The 18,196-nt window shown below is 34.7% G+C and carries 16 protein-coding genes; 5 read left to right on the top strand and 11 right to left on the bottom strand.

What is annotated here, in order from left to right; genetic code table 11:
* Window positions 1-118: 118 nt before the first annotated feature.
* From FLACHUCJ7_RS23775 to FLACHUCJ7_RS23750, 6 genes are all read right to left on the bottom strand, one after another.
* Window positions 119-1,474 (bottom strand): hypothetical protein, encoded by a 1,356-nt coding sequence (locus FLACHUCJ7_RS23775; protein WP_180910793.1) that lies wholly within the window; start codon window positions 1,472-1,474, stop codon window positions 119-121.
* Window positions 1,475-1,696: 222 nt separating this feature from the next.
* Entirely contained in the window at window positions 1,697-3,115 is a 1,419-nt protein-coding gene (locus tag FLACHUCJ7_RS23770; protein WP_180910792.1) for a TolC family protein, read from the bottom strand.
* Window positions 3,116-3,244: 129 nt separating this feature from the next.
* The gene (locus FLACHUCJ7_RS23765) at window positions 3,245-6,409 is read right to left on the bottom strand and encodes an efflux RND transporter permease subunit (protein WP_180910791.1); all 3,165 of its coding nucleotides are present in this window, start codon (window positions 6,407-6,409) and stop codon (window positions 3,245-3,247) included.
* An 11-nt stretch (window positions 6,410-6,420) separates the two neighbouring features.
* Complete coding sequence (locus FLACHUCJ7_RS23760) at window positions 6,421-7,569, bottom strand: efflux RND transporter periplasmic adaptor subunit (protein WP_379781313.1); 1,149 nt, start codon at window positions 7,567-7,569, stop codon at window positions 6,421-6,423.
* Between the two features lie 310 nt (window positions 7,570-7,879).
* Window positions 7,880-8,473 carry a TetR/AcrR family transcriptional regulator gene (locus tag FLACHUCJ7_RS23755; protein WP_180910789.1) on the bottom strand — a complete coding sequence of 198 codons (594 nt, stop codon included), beginning with the start codon at window positions 8,471-8,473 and terminating at the stop codon, window positions 7,880-7,882.
* A 671-nt stretch (window positions 8,474-9,144) separates the two neighbouring features.
* Window positions 9,145-9,561 carry a hypothetical protein gene (locus FLACHUCJ7_RS23750; RefSeq protein ID WP_031454750.1) on the bottom strand — a complete coding sequence of 139 codons (417 nt, stop codon included), beginning with the start codon at window positions 9,559-9,561 and terminating at the stop codon, window positions 9,145-9,147.
* A 160-nt stretch (window positions 9,562-9,721) separates the two neighbouring features.
* On the opposite strand from FLACHUCJ7_RS23750, the gene FLACHUCJ7_RS23745 reads away from it, so the two are divergent.
* Window positions 9,722-10,162, top strand: a complete 441-nt coding sequence (locus FLACHUCJ7_RS23745) for a cupin domain-containing protein (protein ID WP_180910788.1) — start codon at window positions 9,722-9,724, stop codon at window positions 10,160-10,162.
* 167 nt (window positions 10,163-10,329) lie between these two features.
* Window positions 10,330-11,127: a hypothetical protein gene (locus tag FLACHUCJ7_RS23740; RefSeq protein WP_180910787.1), complete on the top strand. Its 798-nt coding sequence runs from the start codon at window positions 10,330-10,332 to the stop codon at window positions 11,125-11,127.
* Window positions 11,128-11,385: 258 nt separating this feature from the next.
* On the opposite strand, the gene FLACHUCJ7_RS23735 is transcribed toward FLACHUCJ7_RS23740, so the two are convergent.
* The 4 genes from FLACHUCJ7_RS23735 to FLACHUCJ7_RS23720 all read right to left on the bottom strand — a co-directional run bounded on the left by FLACHUCJ7_RS23735 (window position 11,386) and on the right by FLACHUCJ7_RS23720 (window position 13,867).
* Entirely contained in the window at window positions 11,386-11,598 is a 213-nt protein-coding gene (locus tag FLACHUCJ7_RS23735) for a DoxX family protein (RefSeq protein ID WP_180910786.1), read from the bottom strand.
* 46 nt (window positions 11,599-11,644) lie between these two features.
* Window positions 11,645-12,487, bottom strand: coding sequence for an SMP-30/gluconolactonase/LRE family protein (locus tag FLACHUCJ7_RS23730; RefSeq protein WP_230408903.1), 843 nt, complete (start codon window positions 12,485-12,487; stop codon window positions 11,645-11,647).
* A gap of 99 nt (window positions 12,488-12,586) precedes the next feature.
* Window positions 12,587-12,886, bottom strand: a complete 300-nt coding sequence (locus FLACHUCJ7_RS23725) for a hypothetical protein (protein WP_180910784.1) — start codon at window positions 12,884-12,886, stop codon at window positions 12,587-12,589.
* Between the two features lie 189 nt (window positions 12,887-13,075).
* On the bottom strand, window positions 13,076-13,867 hold the full coding sequence (locus tag FLACHUCJ7_RS23720) for a restriction endonuclease subunit S domain-containing protein (protein WP_180910783.1): 792 nt from the start codon (window positions 13,865-13,867) through the stop codon (window positions 13,076-13,078).
* Window positions 13,868-14,224: 357 nt separating this feature from the next.
* Here FLACHUCJ7_RS23720 and gnd point away from each other — a divergent pair, with 357 nt between their 5' ends.
* The 3 genes from gnd (at window position 14,225) to FLACHUCJ7_RS23705 (ending at window position 17,931) form a co-directional block, all read left to right on the top strand.
* Window positions 14,225-15,124, top strand: a complete 900-nt coding sequence (gene gnd, locus FLACHUCJ7_RS23715; protein ID WP_180910782.1) for a phosphogluconate dehydrogenase (NAD(+)-dependent, decarboxylating) — start codon at window positions 14,225-14,227, stop codon at window positions 15,122-15,124.
* Window positions 15,125-15,187: 63 nt separating this feature from the next.
* On the top strand, window positions 15,188-16,507 hold the full coding sequence (locus FLACHUCJ7_RS23710; RefSeq protein WP_180910781.1) for a gluconate:H+ symporter: 1,320 nt from the start codon (window positions 15,188-15,190) through the stop codon (window positions 16,505-16,507).
* A complete protein-coding gene (locus FLACHUCJ7_RS23705) occupies window positions 16,507-17,931 on the top strand; it encodes a gluconokinase (RefSeq protein ID WP_180910780.1) in 1,425 nt (474 codons plus the stop codon). The genes FLACHUCJ7_RS23710 and FLACHUCJ7_RS23705 overlap by 1 nt, the downstream gene beginning before the upstream one ends.
* A gap of 21 nt (window positions 17,932-17,952) precedes the next feature.
* On the opposite strand, the gene FLACHUCJ7_RS23700 is transcribed toward FLACHUCJ7_RS23705, so the two are convergent.
* A complete protein-coding gene (locus FLACHUCJ7_RS23700; protein ID WP_180910779.1) occupies window positions 17,953-18,189 on the bottom strand; it encodes a hypothetical protein in 237 nt (78 codons plus the stop codon).
* Window positions 18,190-18,196 lie beyond the last annotated feature (7 nt).

The following is an 18,196-nucleotide window of genomic DNA, read 5'->3' as shown; positions in this document are numbered from 1 at the left end:
GGATGACAAAGCGGATTGCTTCGCTAATTCAGCGTTGCTTCATGTGCAGGACACAGCTCCTAAAAAAAAACGCCATGAAGAATGTCTCACAGCGTTTAAAAGTTTTTGTCAGAATGTATTATTCATAACAGGTATAATCTATTTTGATCGTTTTAGCAGTACCATCTTTGGTGAAATTGAAGGAATCTACCAAATTGAAGTCATCTAAATGAAATGTTCCCCATAGTTTGTAATTATCATTTTGATCGGCGCGTTCTGCTTCAGAGTAATATTTATCATAGGTTCTATCGTTTTTTTTCTCTATTTTGGATTTTCTGAACTGAAGGACTTCTTTGTTCTGATAGGATGTGTAGGTATGAATATACGGAAACTTGTTATTTGGACCACCACAATTATACGACCAGACAACATTATTAATAGAATAGGAGATACAGTTGTTTTCGAATTTTTCTTCTGTAAAAGTATTCATGTATGAAAACTTGTCATCTGTCATTAGGGTATATGATTTTTGTAATAATTTACTATTTTCAAGCCAAAAAACAGTTGTTTCATTGGCATCCCCGATGTTCTCAGTAAATATCATTTTGTTATCATCATAATTAATAGAGGAGGCTGTCTGATCCGCTTTTATGATTTTTGTAAGCATGCCATCTTTGTAGATTAATTCTTGTTTACTCTTTTTCTTTCCTTCATCCTCATAGTAAGTTATAATCAAAGGAAAGCCTTCATTGTTGAAAGAAACGCTTTTTAGAGGAACCCGGACTCCTTTCTTTTTAAGAAAATAGGATTCCAGCGTTTTTAATTTTGCAGTTCCCTGCTGAAAAACAGGTACGTTATCTCCTTCAATATCTGGAAAAGGCAACGAATAACCGCTTAACAGTTCTTTCATCACTTCTTTAGATTTTGAAGTGACCTTGTTTTTACCTAATAATGAAGCAACTTCTTTTTTGTATTTTCGAGTATTGATAACATATGAAGATTCTTTTTTTGTTTTCAACTGTTCCGCAACAAATTCAGTAGCCATTCTTTTACCTTCTTTAATCTGTACTTTATCATCTATTTTTCCGCTCCAGTAAGCAAAAGCCTGAAAAGAATTCCCGTTTCCGGTAATATCTAATGTTTGTTTGTTTTCGAAAAGGACGTAGGTATATTTATTAATGGTTATGATTTCGAGGTTCTCTTTTGGAAAATTGCGTTTCAATTCGGCTTTTTCAGAGTTATCATCATTGCCAGCTTCAACAGTATTTCCTTGTCCGGAAAACTCGCTCACATCGACTAAAAAGACATACTTTTTCCCTTTTTCTATTTGTAGGGTATCCGGCATTATCTTTTCATCTTTCATTTCTATTGTTGGAATCCCTTCCTGAACTGCAGTAATTTTAGTTTTAGGTATTGGTTTTTTTTTGCCTTTTTTTTGAGAATATCCCTGAAATGAGAATGTTAGAATAAGAAGGATGCTTAATAAGTGTTTCATTTTTAACAAGTTGATATTTTTTATTTATAATTTCTTACAAATATAATTGTTTTAAATGTTAAAAATAATCATTTTCTTATATTTTAAATTATCGGATTCATAGAGAGAAAGATTTTACTTATAATCACTAAAATGTTTTCTTCCGTTATTTATAGAAATCAGAAAACGCCATGATACCTAAGTTTCACAGCGCTTTCAGAAATAAATAATTAAAAACGGGTATTATCTCCAACCTCCGCCTAATGCACGATATAACTCAGTATTAGCAGATAATTGTTCTCTTTTTATGTTGGCCAGTTCCAGCTCGCTTTGCAATAAATTTGCCTGTGCAGTTATTACTTCCAGATATTCAGCCATTCCGTTTTTGAATAACAAATTCGAATTTTTAATGGCTTGCTGCAAAGTTTTGACTCTTTCTTTAAGGAAACCTTCCTGAAGTTGTAATTTTTCTACTTTTACCAAAGCATCTGAAACTTCGCTAACGGCTACCAAAACCGATTGTCTGAAACTTAAAACTGCTTTTTCCCTTTCGGCAATCGCAATATTATATTGCGTTCTTACTCTTTTATTGTTCAGTAAAGGTTGTGTTAAACCTCCTGCAACCGTTCCGAATAATGAAGCCGGAATGTTAAACCAGTTACTGGTTTCAAAAGAATTTACGCCACCTTGTGCTGTAATTTTAAGCGAAGGATATAAGTCTGCTTTTGTAATTCCAACATTAGCGTTCGCCACTTTCAAAGCCAATTCAGCACTTTTTACATCAGGTCTTCTGCTTACTAAAGAAGAAGGGATTCCGATTGCAGTATTGTTTTTTACCTCAATTGAACTTAACTGAATGCTTCTTTGTTTTGAATTTGGAAAAGAGCCTGTCAAAACACTCAAAGCATTTTCCTGAATGGCAATATTTTGTTCTAGTAATGGAATCAATTGCGCTGAACTTAGCCTTTGTGCTTCAGATTGTTGAATTCCCAAAGAAGTAACTTGTCCGGCATCAAACTTTAACTTGATGATATTGGTTGTACTGTCGTTTAATTGTACATTTTTCTTTGCGATATCCAATTGTGCATCTAACATTAAAAGATTGTAATATCCTTTCGAAACATTCGCAACAATAGTAGTCTGCAATGCTTTTTTTACTTCTTCAGACTGAAGGTAACCGGCATACGCCCCTTTTTTCTGATTACGGATTTTCCCCCAAATATCAGCTTCCCAGGAAAGTGATGCCCCGGCAGAATAATCATCTATATGTTTTTGACCCAGGGCCTGATTGAGGTTCATTCCGGTAAAACTGTTGTCAGACGGATTGCTTGTACTTGCATTCACAAACAAATTGACCTGAGGAACATTTCCCCATTTAGATTGTGTGAATCTGTATTGTGCAATTTCGATGTTTTTAGTAGCGATTTGTAAATCGTTATTTCTGGCCACCGCGCTGTCAATTAATTGAATAATATCTTTTTCTGTAAAGAAATTTTTCCACTCCAAATCTCCAATACTAGTCGCATCTGTTGAAACCGATGCACTCCTGAAATTTTCAGGAAATGCATCTTTTGGAGTTTCAATATCCTTAGAAACTTTACAGGATATTACTGTGGCGATCAAAATAGCGACCATCACGATTTTGGTTATATATTTTTTCATTTTATAAGATGTCATTAAATTTCTGTACAAGTATCTTTTTTAGCTTCAAGATCTTTTGAGATTCTGTACGATATATAGCCGATGCCCAATAGTATGGTCACCAGAATTGTCGTTATATAATTTTCCATATTATTTTTCTTCGTTATGAATTACAGCTACCGGTTTTCCGGAAACTTTTTCTTGTAAATGCTGGAATACGATAAATAAAACCGGGATGATCAATAACCCAAGAATTACTCCGGAAACCATTCCTCCAGCAGCACCAATACTAATTGAGTGGTTACCCTGAGCCGATGGACCTTTTGCACTCATCATTGGTATTAAACCAACAACGAAAGCCAGTGACGTCATGATAATTGGACGTAAACGTAATTTAGCGGCATCAATAGAAGCTTTGACTAAGGCCTGTCCGGATTTTCGTTTTTGGACGGCGAACTCTACAATCAGAATCGCATTTTTGGCAAGCAATCCGATAAGCATTACCAGTGCAACCTGTACATAAATATTGTTTTCGATTCCGGTTAAACCAATCGCAACAAATACTCCAAATATACCTGCAGGAATCGATAAGATTACAGCCAGAGGCAAAATGTAACTTTCGTACTGTGCAGCAAGTAAGAAATAGATAAAGATCAGACACAGTAAGAAAATAGTTGCCGATTGCCCTCCGGAAGAAATTTCTTCACGGGTTTGTCCTGAGAATTCGTAACTATAGCCTGCAGGTAATTGTTGGGCAGCCACTTCTTCGATTGCTTTAATGGCATCTCCGGAACTAAATCCAGGTTTCGGAATCGCATTAATCGAAATCGAGTTGAACAAATTATATCTTGAAGCAGTTTCAGAACCATAAATACGGCTTAGCTTTACCAAAGTATTTATCGGAACCATTTCGCCATTTTTGTTTTTTACAAACACACGGTCAATTGCTGTCGGATCTGCTCTGTCGGCAATATCAGCCTGAACAACCACTCTGTAATATTTCCCAAATCGATTAAAATCTGATGCCTGTGCACTACCAAAATAAGCCTGCATGGTTTGCAGAATGTCTTTTACTTTGACACCTAACTGATCTGCTTTTTCGTCGTTGATATCCAGTTGTAATTGAGGATAATCGGCTTTAAAACTGGTAAAAGCTACCGCAATTTCAGGGCGTTTCATTAATTCACCAATAAATTGCTGAGAAATTCCACTAAACTTATCCAGTTTGCCTCCGGTTTTATCCTGAAGAACCATATCTAAAGCCTCAACGTTACTAAATCCGGGAACAGTTGGGAAACTAAATACGAAGAAACTTCCACCTGAAATCGCACCTAATTTTCCGCGGACTTCATTCATAATTTCGTCAATATTTTTAACGTCTCCACGCTCTTCGTTTGGTTTAAGCAATACGAAAACTACCGCAGATGAGGGGCTAGTAGAGTTTGTCAGCAAGTTGAAACCTGAAATTGCAGTTACAAATCGGGAAGAACTTAAACCTCTTAACGTATTTTCAGCTTCGGTCATTACTTTTTGAGTTCCGTCAAGAGATGTTCCGGATGGCGTATTAACCGCAATTGCGATAAATCCCTGATCTTCTGTTGGAATAAATCCGGCAGGAGTAGTTTTTACCATTACAATCGTAGCGAAAGCAATTAAGGCCAAACCTCCTAAACTTACCCATTTATTACGGATTAAGAATTTTAATCCGCCAACATAACGGTTGGTCAAATTCTCAAAACTGTTATTAAATCCGTTAAAGAACTTTTGTTTAAAACCTTGTTTTACGTATGGAGTTTCACCATTGTGTGCGCCGTGATTATCTTTTAAGAATAAAGCGGCAAGGGCAGGGCTTAAAGTCAAAGCATTTACAGCCGAAATAACAATTGCAATTGCCATGGTGAAAGCAAACTGGCGATAGAAAACTCCAGTCGAACCTTCCATAAAACCAACCGGCAGGAATACAGCAGCCATTACCAGCGTAATCGAGATAATAGCACCCGTTATTTCGTGCATTGCTTCATGTGTGGCTATTTTTGGAGACAAATGTTTATGCTCCATTTTTGCGTGTACGGCCTCGACGACCACAATCGCATCATCGACCACAATACCAATCGCCAGAATTAATGCGAAAAGTGTTAGCAAGTTGATCGAGAATCCAAATAACTGCATGAAGAAGAACGTTCCTAAAATTGCTACAGGTACAGCAATAGCCGGGATTAATGTTGATCTGAAATCTTGCAGGAAGATAAATACCACGATGAAAACTAATATAAAAGCTTCCAGTAAGGTATGTTCAACCTGTTCGATAGATTGGTCTAAAGATACTTTTGTACTATAGAAAATATTGTGTTTTATACCAGATGGAAAATCTTTAGAAGCTTTTTCCATCATTTTATTGATCGCAATCTGAATATCATTTGAGTTAGAACCCGCTAACTGGATAACGCCAATTACAATTCCTTTTTTACCATTTAAACGAGTTAAACTGTTATAAGAATATGCACCCAATTCAACTCTTGCAACGTCTTTTAAGCGAAGTACAGAACCATCAGCATTAGAGCGAATAGCAATGTTTTGATAATCCTCAGGCTTTGTTAGTTTTCCTTTGTATTTGATTACATATTCAAAAACTTCTTTACTTCTTTCTCCAAATTTACCGGGAGCAGCTTCTAAACTTTTGTCCTGGATTGCTGCCATAACTTCATTTGGCGTAACATTATGAGCTGACATTTGTGTAGGGTTTAACCAAACACGCATAGAGTAATCCTTTACACCACCAAAAATACTGGCAGAACCCACACCCGGAATACGTTTTAGTTCCGGAATAATATTAATCTGGGCATAATTGGCAACAAAAGTCTGATCGTATTTTGACTCATCTTCGGTATACATACCGATTGCCATAATAAAACTGTTTTGTTGTTTCGCTGTAATTACCCCCTGCTGCACAACCTCTGCAGGTAGCTGACTTGTCGCCTGAGCGACCCTGTTCTGAACGTTTACAGCAGCCTGATCGGCATCTGTACCTAATTTAAAGAAAACTGTAATAGCTAGCGTACCATCGTTACTGGCAGTAGAGCTCATATAAGTCATGTTTTCAACACCATTTATAGATTCTTCCAGAGAAGGTGCCACAGAACGTAAAACCGTTTCTGCGTTTGCTCCCGGGTAAACCGCCGTTACCAAAACTGATGGCGGCGCAATATCAGGAAACTGTTGTAAAGGCAATTTCGTAAGTCCAAGTACTCCCAGAATCACCAGTAAGATGGAGATTACGGTTGCCAGTACGGGTCTTTGTATAAATATTTTGAACATTTTCGTAAAAATTATTTTTTGTTAGTTATTTGAGCAACCTTAGCAGCTTTCTCAGGCTGGATCACTTGTCCTTCCTGAAGTTTGTCAATACCACTTAATACGATTTGGTCACCGGATTTTACACCGTCTTTTATAAGATAGTTTGTACCGCTTTTACCCACTACAGTAATTGGCATTTTTGTAACCTTGTTGTTTTTATCTACCGTAAAGACAAAAACTTTATCCTGCATTTCAATCGTAGCCGATTGCGGAACCAGAATAGCATCATCATGCTGTAATCCTAAACGGATTCTTCCTGTGTTTCCTGAACGTAAAGTTCCGTTTGCATTAGGAAAAGTAGCTCTCAGCGTAATAGCACCTGTAGTTTTATCAAACTGACCGTCAACCATATCAATTTTTCCTGTTTGCGGATAGGCGTTGTTATCAGCCAATATCAAAGAAACCGGAGGTAATTTTTTGATTTTGTCTCCAATGCTGTTTCCAGAATATTGAGATTTAAAATTGATAAAATCTGTTTCTCCCAAAGAGAAATAAGCAAAAACTTCATGTACATCCGAAAGTGTAGTTAAAGGTTCAACATCTATTGCAGAAACTAAACTTCCTTGTTTTTTAGGCAATCTTCCGATGTATCCGCTAACAGGAGCCGTAACATTCGTATATCCTAAATTAATTTTAGCAGAAGCGACCATTGCTTTTGCCTGCTCGATATTGGCAGCAGCAATTTTTTGAGAAGCTTTCGCTGTTTTTAACTGATAATCAGAAACCACTTTGTTTTGCACTAAAGGAGTTAATTTATCTACTTCTAACTGAGCGTTGATCAAAGCAGCTTCAGCAGCATGAAGACTTGCCAAAGCATTGTTTAATTGCTCACGGAAAGGACGTTCGTTTATTTTGAATAAAGTTTGGCCTTTGCTTACATAAGCGCCTTCATCTACCAAAACACGGTCAAGGTTTCCGCTTACCTGTGGACGAATCTCAACATCTACAGTTCCTTGTATCGAAGCCGGATATTCATTATCAGTAGTTGTATTTTCGCTTGTTATAGCTGCAACAGGTAAAACAGGAGGTGGTGGTGGAGCTGGTACCTGTGATTTATCTGCGCAACTGCTTAGTACAAGTGCCAAAATAAAGCTGGTTATAATTACATTTTTCATTTTCATATTGGTTTTAATTTGTTGGACATTCTCGTTTTTAAAATTTTTATTTTTGGTATGCTTTAGATTCATTTTACGGGTATTAAATTTTCTAACATTGTTAAGTTGATTGATACAAAAAATTAAATAATTGTGTTTTCAGTCTGTTTTATAATCAGTATTAAATTATTTATCAGTGTTAAGTAACGAGCTAAAAAAAAGCCTTTTTTATGTTAATTAAATTATTTATCACTGTTAAGTAAAAGGGTAAAAAAAAAGGATTTGCTAAATTAACTATTAAATCATTTACCACTGTTAAGTAAAAATGAAATTTTTTTTATTGAATTGATTTTGTAATGCCACCAATTGCATCTTTTAGAATCTGATTATTGATTGTTTCCATTGTATCACTCTTGTTAATGATATTGATTGCAATCAATCCATGAATTACTGAAAAGAAAGTGAAATATTTTTGTTTGATAACTTCTTCAGTCGGGTTATTGTTTTTCATAATCTCTGCAATAACTCCTGTAAATAATTTATAAGGCATTTTTGCAGCATCACATTGTTCCATACAACAATTCATCTGAACACCAAACATTACCTGGTACATCTCAGTATCCGTAAAGGCAAAATCCCAATATGCCATCCACATAGCTTCTATTTGATCTTCAGGTCTTTCAAATTTAGATTTAGCATTTTCCAGCTCTTTTCCCAATTTGATAAAACCTTTACCGGTTAATTCTCTTAGTATTGCATCTTTATTTGAAAAATATTCATATATAATAGGAGCAGTATATTCGATTCTGTCGGCAATTTTACGCATACTCAAACCATTCCAGCCTTCTTCTTTTACGATATCATAAGCAGCGCCAAGAATATTATTTCTTGTCTCTTCTTTTTGTCTTAAAATACGATCTCTACTAGCCATTTTACATAAGTATTAAATTGTTTAACACTGTTAGGCAAATGTAGGGCGGTTTTTCGAATTACGCCATAATTTTATCATAATATTTTCTTATCGTACAATAAGCGTGTATAAAATATCTTTGTGGTACCTTGATTTATCTCAATTTTTAGGGTTTTATTTTTTTTTACACCAGAATATTTTTGTGTTTTTAAGGCGTTTTGTCCTGCTCTCCATTATATCTTTTGCGGTTAACCCCACCACAAAAGGATGCCATTTCGATCAGGGCTAGGCGAGAAGCTCTCATTTTTTATAATTTTTAATCCAGATTCTTCTAAGGATATTTCCACATAATAAAGAAAAATTTTGATAGGAATTATAAATTAAATTGAACCGACAAATGAGTTCCATACGAGCAGGATATGTTTAACCGGAAATGAATATGCTTCGATACTACGGATCTTTTTCATATGCTGTTTCTTTATAACCGGATTAAAATCCCGCCTTACAATATTGATTGAGCCGAATGGCTCTTTTTATATTTTTCATGTTAGTTTTCTCGAAAGGCAAGGATAAAAAATGCGATACAAAACCAGTTTTTCCTGTCTGTTGAATAGGTAATACGGAATCAAAATTTTGGAAATAACTATTTTTATTGTCTGATTATTAATAAAGTATTTGAGATAAAGTTATGATTAATCAAAATACTCAATTAGTTCTTTATCCTCCATTACAATATGATCTGTGATATGAAAGACTTCTTTAATCCAAGGGTGATCTAACGCTTCTTTTCTATCTAGAATATATCCAAGAATTTTATGGTTCCAGGGAGATTCTTCTTTATCCATTAAGCCTATTTGATATTCGTCATTATCACCAATCCATATTCTAAATGGAAATGAAAATCTATTTTTAGGCTCATCATCTGTACCCCAATCGCCAATGCTGATTATTCCAATTGCAAATTGATCATCATGACTTTTTGTGAATCTCAAATAATAAATGGCAAACGCATCTTCATTTTTATAGACAAATCGGGTTAGTTTAATTGTTTCATTGTTGCAGCAATCACAAACTTCGAGGATAGGTTCTTCAAATTCGATTCTTATCATTTTACAGGCTTCAAATATTTTTTCAAATGTATTAATTTTTGATTATGATTTACATTTTAGCTTTAGAGGTAATGTGAGAGCAAAAAAACTCTAAACGGATTAATATACTTTACAAACAATTTTTGCAAAAACATTTTGTATTATTACAGAAAAAGTAAAAATGAAACCAGCTTCAATTATAAAAATTGCGATTGTTACTTTAATTGTGCAATCAGCAAAGGCTCAGGAAACTAAAAAGGAGACAACTCCAACAGAAATAAAATATTCGCTTAAAAACTGTGTGAATCATTTTGACCTAAACAAAGCCACAAAAACGAAAGTGGGTTATCAATATTGGTTTGCCGATAAAAATTTCACTCAGGAAAATACACTTAAAATGAGTATCGTCGAGCCTGGGAAATCAACACACGCGCCGCATCATCATCCTGAAGAAGAGTTCTTTTATGTCTTAGAAGGTTCTGCCTCTTTTTTCTTAGACGGAAAAACGGTTATTGTTGGCGCAAATACAAGCTTATATTGCCCTCCAAATGCTGAACACGGAATTAGCAATGCCGGAAAAACCGATTTAAAATATTTGGTGATTAAGAAGGATTTGAGATAGTTTTTGTTGGTTAGTTGCATCAATAACAGTTCTTTATATATCAGTATTGTCTATAAAAATATTTTTTAAAGTAAAAAACTTAAAATATTTAATAAAGAAACATCAAAATACTTAGTATTTAAACTTCCATTTAATATTTTTGAGGATTATTAACTTAAATTATATAAATGAGAAAATTATTTTGTGCTGCTTTGGCTATAATGTTGACAGCAAGTGTTTTCGCACAGGAGCTTAAAGTCAAAAATGGAGAAGTAAAACTTGATGATAAGATAGTTGCTTTCATTGAAGGTAAAAAGCAAAATTTTAAAGTTTTAAGTTTAGATAAGCAGTACTCTGTTGATGCAGAATTAAAATTTTTAGAACAATCAGGAAAAAGATGGATGGTTTTAAAAAGTGATAAATCAGGAAAAAGCAACGAAGTTGATTATAAAAAATTTAATCCCTTAAACCAGCAAAAAAGTGCAATGGAAGCATTTATTGATAAAGGTTTCTTAAGCGCCGAAGGATTAAATATAGAGGCTATCGAAAATTTCCTGAACGGAGAATCAACTGGAGTTTCCAGTAAAATTAAAGCAGATGCAAATGCTGCTGATGATGCTCAACGACGTATAGCTGGTTATAAAGTTACAATAGATGATTCAGGAAATATATACAGAGTAATTGGACAAAATCCTGATAAAGTAAGATTTGGCAATATTAAAATTGTGTCAACAACAAGTTTAGGAGTTCAAAAATACGAAGTATATGATTTAAATAATGTATTGACAGGAACCTGGTATAATATGAGTAGTAAACATCCTGGATATGATAAATTTTTATATGAAGAGTTAATCACATTTGACAACAAAGTTTTTAATATTAAATACGACAGTTTTGGTAATACACTGCAATACAAAATGAGTTTAGACAGAACTGCTCTGAATATTGTAAATGTTTTGATTGACAACGGATACCTGAAAAAATAAATTTCAGCAGAAAGATTTAAAAATTTACCCTTACATTTCGTTGTAGAGTTTTGAAAAAGGACTTGATGTGTTGTTCAGGGTAAGACTAACAAACCTTCGCCAAACTACCCAAATGGATAGAAAGACGAAGGTTTTTTTATATACATTATTCTGCAAATACCTTTACTTTAGTGCAAATTGTTAGAGAAATTTTATTCGAGAGAAATTGATGTATCTTGATAGAATGAATCAGGAGAATATCATTTCAAAGATGAGTATCTAACTGACTCTTCTGTCAGCAGGTCTGAAATGCCAGGATAAAAAGATAAGAACTAAAAGCAATGTTGGTCCAAAATATTCCATAGCAACATCACCAACCGCAAAATGTGAGAAAATTGCTCCCGCCATTACAAAGAAAAATCCGGTATAAGCCCATTCTTGTAGTAAACCCAATTTTGGAAGAAGCACAGCAATAGAACCCAATAATTTCATAAAGTTGGTTTAGAAAGGAATATCAGGATTTAGAACAGATCGCAAATTATTTCATTCCTTTAATATTCATTTCTAACGTATAAACGCTTTTACCTGCAGTAATAAATAAGGTTTTAAATTTTTTTCCTCCAAAACATACATTTGCTGTCCAGGGTTCTTTTACATCAATGTGAGCAATTTTTTCTCCCTTTGGATTAAAAATTGAAACGCCTTTTCCGGTTAAGTAAATATTACCAGCTTCATCAATCGTGATTCCATCTGAACCTGATTCGGTAAAAAGTGTTTTTTCACCTAATGAACCATCATTGTTGATTTTATACGAGTAGGTTTTGTTTGCTTCAATATCAGCAACGTATAACAATTTTCCATCTGAAGTTCCAATAATGCCGTTGGGTTTTATCAGGTCACTGGCAACGTTGGTAATTTTAGTTTTATCAGGAGATAAATAATACACCGATTCTTTTTCTATTTCTTTCGAGGTATGTTTCCAGTAATCACGTTTGTAAAAAGGATCTGTAAAGTAAATACCTCCTTTCGGGTCAACCCAAAGATCATTTGGGCCATTAAGTCTTTTTCCTTCAAAATCATTTACCAATACCGTAATATTTTTGTTTTTATCTATTTTCCAAATTTCATTTTTTTCATCGGCGCAGGCCAAAAGATTCCCTTCGCGGTCAAAATACATGCCGTTCGCTCTTCCCGCATTTTCCATATAAACAGAAAGCAAACCATTAACCGACCATTTCATGATTCGGTTATTAGGCTGGTCGGTAAAATAAATATTGCCCTTTTTATCGGCAGCAGGCCCTTCCGTAAAACTGTATTGATCTGATAATTTTGTGAGAACAGCACCTTTTGCTATTAAGTTTTGATTTTGATTTTCTGACATCTGAGAAAATATGAAATTTGTACAGGCGAAAGTGAAAAGAAAGAAAACAAGTCTTTTTATTTTAAATTTTAATTGATTCATAATGAAGATTTAATAAGCTTAGGGATTGTATTTTTTTATAAACTCCTTAGCATCAATTAGATTCTTTGGATAATTTACTCTTAAAAAGACACCTTTTTCTATTTGTTCGTAAACCGCTTGGAACTTAAAACCATTTTCAACTAATAGTTTTACCATTTCCCAATTTTTTATTTCAGATTTTTTAGGAGGTTTGAATTTATGATTTACCAGAATCATTTTTTTACCACATTGGGGACAATTAGATTCTACTTGATTTTCATAATCATTTCCTTTGCTATATGAAGTTCTGCATTCTAAGCAGATATTTTTATATCCCATTTTGATTATAAACTTTGTAAATGATTTAATGATTCGATTGGGAACTTGTTTGTAACGTTCCCGTTCCTTGCTCAGTTTGCGACTTACGAAGACGAGTATTTTTGGCTAAACGAAAATACGATAAAAAAAGGAAATACCACTAAATTCGCAAATTGCACAAGAAGCGAGTTGGCAGAAGTTTTTTATTTACTATATACTAAAATATTGTATTATTTTATTAAAACAGTCTAAATCATTTTCTCCAAATACGGTGTTTTTTTTAATTGCTATTCCAATATGTATTGCGGAATTTCTTTTTTTTTGTAATTCAATTAAGCTTGAAATTGGAAATGAATTTGATTTATCTAATTTTAATAATCTTATGTATGTTATCATTTTTCCTAGCCCTAAAGTATTATCGTCTTCTAATATTTTTTTTTCAAAATCTTGTTCTAATAATATTTGATATAATATTATTTCTGTCATTGCACCTGCTAAAATAACTGCCGTTGAATACCTTTCGTTTTTGAGATTTAGTAAATAGTCATTAAAAAAATTATTGATTAAATTTTTTAATGGATTATTTTCATTTCTGATTATTATTTCATTTGGTGTATAATCTTTTAAAATGTTTTTAGGAATAGGGATTATTAATGAGTTTATTATTTCTCTAGGTACTCTTAAGAAAACAGTTCCTTTAGCATTTGAAATCAAATATTCACTTATAACTTGATTACTCAAAAACCAATGCAAGTAATTTTGTGTTATTCCTAATTTTGAACCCTCAATATTTATTTTTAATGGTATAGAAAACCCTTTATTTGGAGTGTCTTTTTCCAATATTTTCAATCTTAATTGCGTATCACCTGAGGCCATTATCACCAATGTTCCACTTGGAATTATGCTATTAGATTTTATTGGAGTTATAATTTTTTCCAATTTTAAAGTTTTGTGACCTTTAAATTTGGTTCCAATAAAACTTAAAAGTTCTTGATTACTCATTTTTTGTTTTTTTTTGGTAAACTTTTACCAACTTACTTATACCAGCCATTAAGTGGCTTAAAGTAATCTGAACAGACGGCTTTATGCCGTAAAAGTTTTTTTACATGTTTGCTAAAATAATCCTTTTTTGATATGAATTATCAAAAGCACTTTTTATTTGAATGATTTTTCTATGGTAAAACTATGTAGATTAATCACTACCTACTACACTTAAAACAAAAATTTTTATTCAATTATGCTATTTAAAACAAAAAAATTAACACATTCCCTCCAAAACCCAAAAATTAAAATCACAAATAACAATCCATAATTAATTGAAAGTAATATTTTTACGAAACAAATGCAAAAAACACACACATGCAAGTAGGAATAATAGGGCTGGGAAAAATGGGATTTAATCTCGCCTTGAATTTAAAACGCAATAACTATCAGGTTGTGGCACAGGATGTCAACACTGATTTTGTTTCAAAAATAGGCGAGGAGGGAATTGAAACTGCTTATACTGTTGAAGAACTTTGCCAAAAATTAACCAACAGAAGAGTCATATGGTTAATGGTTCCCGCTGGCGAAATTGTAGATGCTGTTATTGTTTCCCTACTGCCGTATCTGTCTAAAAACGATATTATTATTGATGGCGGAAATTCGAATTATAACGATTCAAAACGCCGTTATGCCCAGCTAAAAGAGCTTGGGATTGATTTTCTGGACTGCGGGACTTCTGGAGGAACTTCGGGAGCTTTAAACGGAGCATGTACTATGATTGGCGGAGACGCTGCCGTTTTCGATTATGTAGCCAAGGTTTTTAAGGATATTTCGGTTGAAAACGGCTTTCTGTACACTGGAGCTGCCGGAAGCGGACATTTTACCAAAATGGTTCACAACGGTATCGAATACGGTATGATGCAGTCTATTGCGGAAGGATTCGAGGTTTTTGAACATTCCGAATTTGATATTGATTTTCAAAAAACAGCCAAACTGTTCAATCATGGATCTGTAGTCCGAAGCTGGCTGATGGAACTCACGGAAAATGCTTTTTCAAAAGACGCCAGACTGGACGGAATAAAAGGAATCATGCATTCTTCGGGCGAAGGAAAATGGACACTCGAAACTGCTTTGGATTTAGGTGTTCCAACTCCGGTAATTGCCCTTTCGATTATGATGCGTTACCGTTCTCAAATGTCGGATACGTTTTCAGGAAAAGTAGTGGCGGCACTTCGAAATGAGTTTGGAGGGCATCCTGTTGAAAAAAGTGAATGATGGTCTGCTTTTAAAGATTAAAGCTTGATTTCCTGAGTTTAACTATCATCCTAATTTGAAACTATGTCATTACTGATTCTGATTGCCAGTATTCTTTTATTATTAATCCTGATTTCCGGGGTGAAAATCAATGCTTTTATTGCCCTGATTATTTCCGCTTTTTTTGTGGGAATCGCAAAAGAAATGCCTTTTACGGATTTGATTAATTCCATCCAGCAGGGAGTCGGAAGCACATTGGGTTCTTTGATCTTGATTATAGCTTTTGGAGTTGTTTTAGGAAATCTGCTTTCAGACAGTGGAGCTGCACAACGGATTAGTTCGGTTATGATTCGTTCTTTTGGGGTCAGGCACATCAAATGGGCGATGGTGATTACGGGTTTCTCTGTTGGGATTTCGATGTTTTATAATGCCGGTTTCATCATTTTGATTCCGATGGTTTTTGCTGTTGCCAAAAGTACCAAACAGCCTATAATTTATCTCGGGATTGCGATGGCTTCGGCGCTTTCGATCACACACGGTTTTTTACCACCGCATCCCGGACCAACAGCGATTGCCGTTATTTTTAAAGCTAATATCGGCAAAACACTTTTATACGGACTTTTGGTAGCTCTGCCTGCGCTTTTTGCTGCCGGAATTGTTTTTCCCGAGTTCATAAAGAAAATCAATGCTTTTCCGCCAAAAGGATTATTCGAAAGCAAAACGTTTACAGAAACTGAAATGCCTTCTTTCGGAATTAGTATTGTAACAGCACTGGTTCCGGTATTTTTGATGGGAATGGCAACCTTCAGTGAATTGACTTTACCGGAAGAAGGTACATTGCGTTCTGTTTTACTTTTTATAGGAAACCCAACCACTTCGATGCTGATTGCAGTGCTTTTTGCCGTGTTTTCATTAGGTATTTTTCGTGGAAGAAAAATGCAGGATATTATGGATAAGTCGGGTAGTGCTATGAGTTCTGCCACGATGATCATTTTAATTATTGGAGCAGGAGGGGCTTTCAAACAAGTTTTAATAGACAGCGGAATGGGAACAGATTTGAGTCAGTTTTTTGAAAAATCATCGCTTTCTCCGCTGGTACTGGGCTGGCTGATTGCTACAATAATTCGGATTGCTTTAGGATCTGCTACGGTTGCGGGATTAACAGCAGCAGGAATTGTGCAGCCTCTGGTCGTTGCTTCGGGTGTAAGTCCAGAATTAATGGTACTTTCTATTGGAGCCGGAAGTTTGATGTGTTCGCATGTCAACGATACCGGATTCTGGATGTTCAAGGAATATTTCGGCATCAGCGTTTCAGATACTTTTAAAACATGGACGGTAATGGAAACCATTATTGGTGTGATGGGGCTAATAGGGGTATTATTGCTTAATTTATGGATCAAATAATGAAAGCACTTTATATAGGAATCGACATTGGAACCACGGCGACAAAAGCAATTTGTTTTGACAGAAACGGAAATGTAATCAGACAAGTTTCGCAGCCATATGCGATGTACCATCTCAAACCGAATTGGAGTGTTCAGAATCCACAGGAGATTCTGGAAACGGTTTTAAATTGTATCAGCGAAATTACAAACGGCATTCAGCCAGAATTTATCAGTTTTAGTTCGGCCATGCAAAGTATTATTGCCATTGATGAAACCGGAAAACCATTGACTGAAGCTATTTTATGGGCAGATAATAGAGCAAGCGGAATAGCTGAAGAACTAAAAAGCTCAGAAAAAGGAAAGCATTTTTACGATAGAACCGGGATTCCGATTCATCCTTTTTCTCCCATGACCAAAATAGCATGGTTTAAGGAATATGATTCGGAAGTTTTTTCCAAAACCTATAAGTTCATTAGCATTAAAGAATATGTGTGGCATTATCTGACCCATGAATACTGTACGGATACTTCAATGGCTTCGGGCACGGGATTATTAAACATCCATACGTTGCAATGGGATGATGAAGTTTTGGAATATTTAAACATAAAACCACAACAATTATCGAAAGTTTGTGAAGTCACACATCAATGCAAAGGCATTTCAGATGATTTTTTGTATGTGATTGGAGGCGGTGACGGTGCCTTGGCCAATTTGGGAACCGGAGCGATGAATAAAAATTGTATGGCTTTGACCATTGGTACAAGCGGTGCAGTGCGATTGCCTATTGAAAAACCATATCTGGATGAACACATGCGTACCCAATGTTATCATTTGATGGATAACCAATATCTGACTTTGGGAGCGGTTAATAATGGTGCTATTATTTTGCAATGGCTCAGGGAAACGTTATTAAAAACAGACCAGTCTTTTGAAATTCTTTTTTCAGCAGCAGAAAAAATCCCTGCCGGTTCTGAAGGTTTGCTTTTTGTACCCTATCTGTTAGGTGAAAGAGCACCAATCTGGGACGCTTCTGCACAAGGTTCTCTTTTAGGAATGCAGATAACTCATACACAGGCCCATTTGGTGAGGGCAACTTTGGAAGGTATTTTGTTTGGATTGTTCCAAATTACAGAAATTCTACTTCCTGATCCCGAAAAAAGAAAACAAACCAAAGTCATGGCAAGCGGTGGATTCGGAAAAAGTGAATTATGGCTTCAAATGGTTGCAGATATTTTTCAGATGCAGGTAGAAACTTCGCAAACCATTGAAGGTTCTGCCTGGGGAGCTGTTTTAATAGGGATGAAATCTTTAGGAATTGATATAAGTACCGAAAACAAAAATAAAACCGGGACAACTTTTTTTCCGAATGCTGTGCATAAAAAGGTATATGAAGATGCTTTTATTAAGTTTAAAAAGGTTTATCCGGTATTGAAGGATTTCTAGTGACTTTTTTTATTTATCTTTTTATTTCAATGTTCCATCATCATTTATGTAGTTAAATCGATGTTTTCCATCAATTATTTCTCCTCCTAAACTTAAGAATAAACCAAACATACCAGTCCAATCTTCTAAGTCGATTTCTTTTTGCGTATCCCAACGAATGACACCGTGAAAATTTGGGTTATCAGTCTCAGATTTAACAACTACACCAAACTCTCCGTTAAGATGGACTTTCATTCCAGGATTAAAATCTTTTTCCATTTATATG

The organism is Flavobacterium salmonis (assembly GCF_903819435.1).
Taxonomy (GTDB): Bacteria; Bacteroidota; Bacteroidia; order Flavobacteriales; family Flavobacteriaceae; genus Flavobacterium; species Flavobacterium chungangense.
This window is presented reverse-complemented; position numbering and strand designations above follow the sequence as displayed.

Coding starts and splice junctions, on each gene's coding strand:
- FLACHUCJ7_RS23725 (WP_180910784.1), bottom strand. CDS start 12,886: ATGGGATATAAAAATATCTGCTTAGAATGCAGAACTTCATATAGCAAA.
- FLACHUCJ7_RS23755 (WP_180910789.1), bottom strand. CDS start 8,473: ATGGCTAGTAGAGATCGTATTTTAAGACAAAAAGAAGAGACAAGAAAT.
- FLACHUCJ7_RS23740 (WP_180910787.1), top strand. CDS start 10,330: ATGAGAAAATTATTTTGTGCTGCTTTGGCTATAATGTTGACAGCAAGT.
- FLACHUCJ7_RS23705 (WP_180910780.1), top strand. CDS start 16,507: ATGAAAGCACTTTATATAGGAATCGACATTGGAACCACGGCGACAAAA.
- FLACHUCJ7_RS23730 (WP_230408903.1), bottom strand. CDS start 12,487: ATGTCAGAAAATCAAAATCAAAACTTAATAGCAAAAGGTGCTGTTCTC.
- FLACHUCJ7_RS23710 (WP_180910781.1), top strand. CDS start 15,188: ATGTCATTACTGATTCTGATTGCCAGTATTCTTTTATTATTAATCCTG.
- FLACHUCJ7_RS23770 (WP_180910792.1), bottom strand. CDS start 3,115: ATGAAAAAATATATAACCAAAATCGTGATGGTCGCTATTTTGATCGCC.
- gnd (WP_180910782.1), top strand. CDS start 14,225: ATGCAAGTAGGAATAATAGGGCTGGGAAAAATGGGATTTAATCTCGCC.
- FLACHUCJ7_RS23750 (WP_031454750.1), bottom strand. CDS start 9,561: ATGATAAGAATCGAATTTGAAGAACCTATCCTCGAAGTTTGTGATTGC.
- FLACHUCJ7_RS23745 (WP_180910788.1), top strand. CDS start 9,722: ATGAAACCAGCTTCAATTATAAAAATTGCGATTGTTACTTTAATTGTG.
- FLACHUCJ7_RS23760 (WP_379781313.1), bottom strand. CDS start 7,569: ATGAAAATGAAAAATGTAATTATAACCAGCTTTATTTTGGCACTTGTA.
- FLACHUCJ7_RS23735 (WP_180910786.1), bottom strand. CDS start 11,598: ATGAAATTATTGGGTTCTATTGCTGTGCTTCTTCCAAAATTGGGTTTA.
- FLACHUCJ7_RS23775 (WP_180910793.1), bottom strand. CDS start 1,474: ATGAAACACTTATTAAGCATCCTTCTTATTCTAACATTCTCATTTCAG.
- FLACHUCJ7_RS23720 (WP_180910783.1), bottom strand. CDS start 13,867: ATGAGTAATCAAGAACTTTTAAGTTTTATTGGAACCAAATTTAAAGGT.
- FLACHUCJ7_RS23765 (WP_180910791.1), bottom strand. CDS start 6,409: ATGTTCAAAATATTTATACAAAGACCCGTACTGGCAACCGTAATCTCC.
- FLACHUCJ7_RS23700 (WP_180910779.1), bottom strand. CDS start 18,189: ATGGAAAAAGATTTTAATCCTGGAATGAAAGTCCATCTTAACGGAGAG.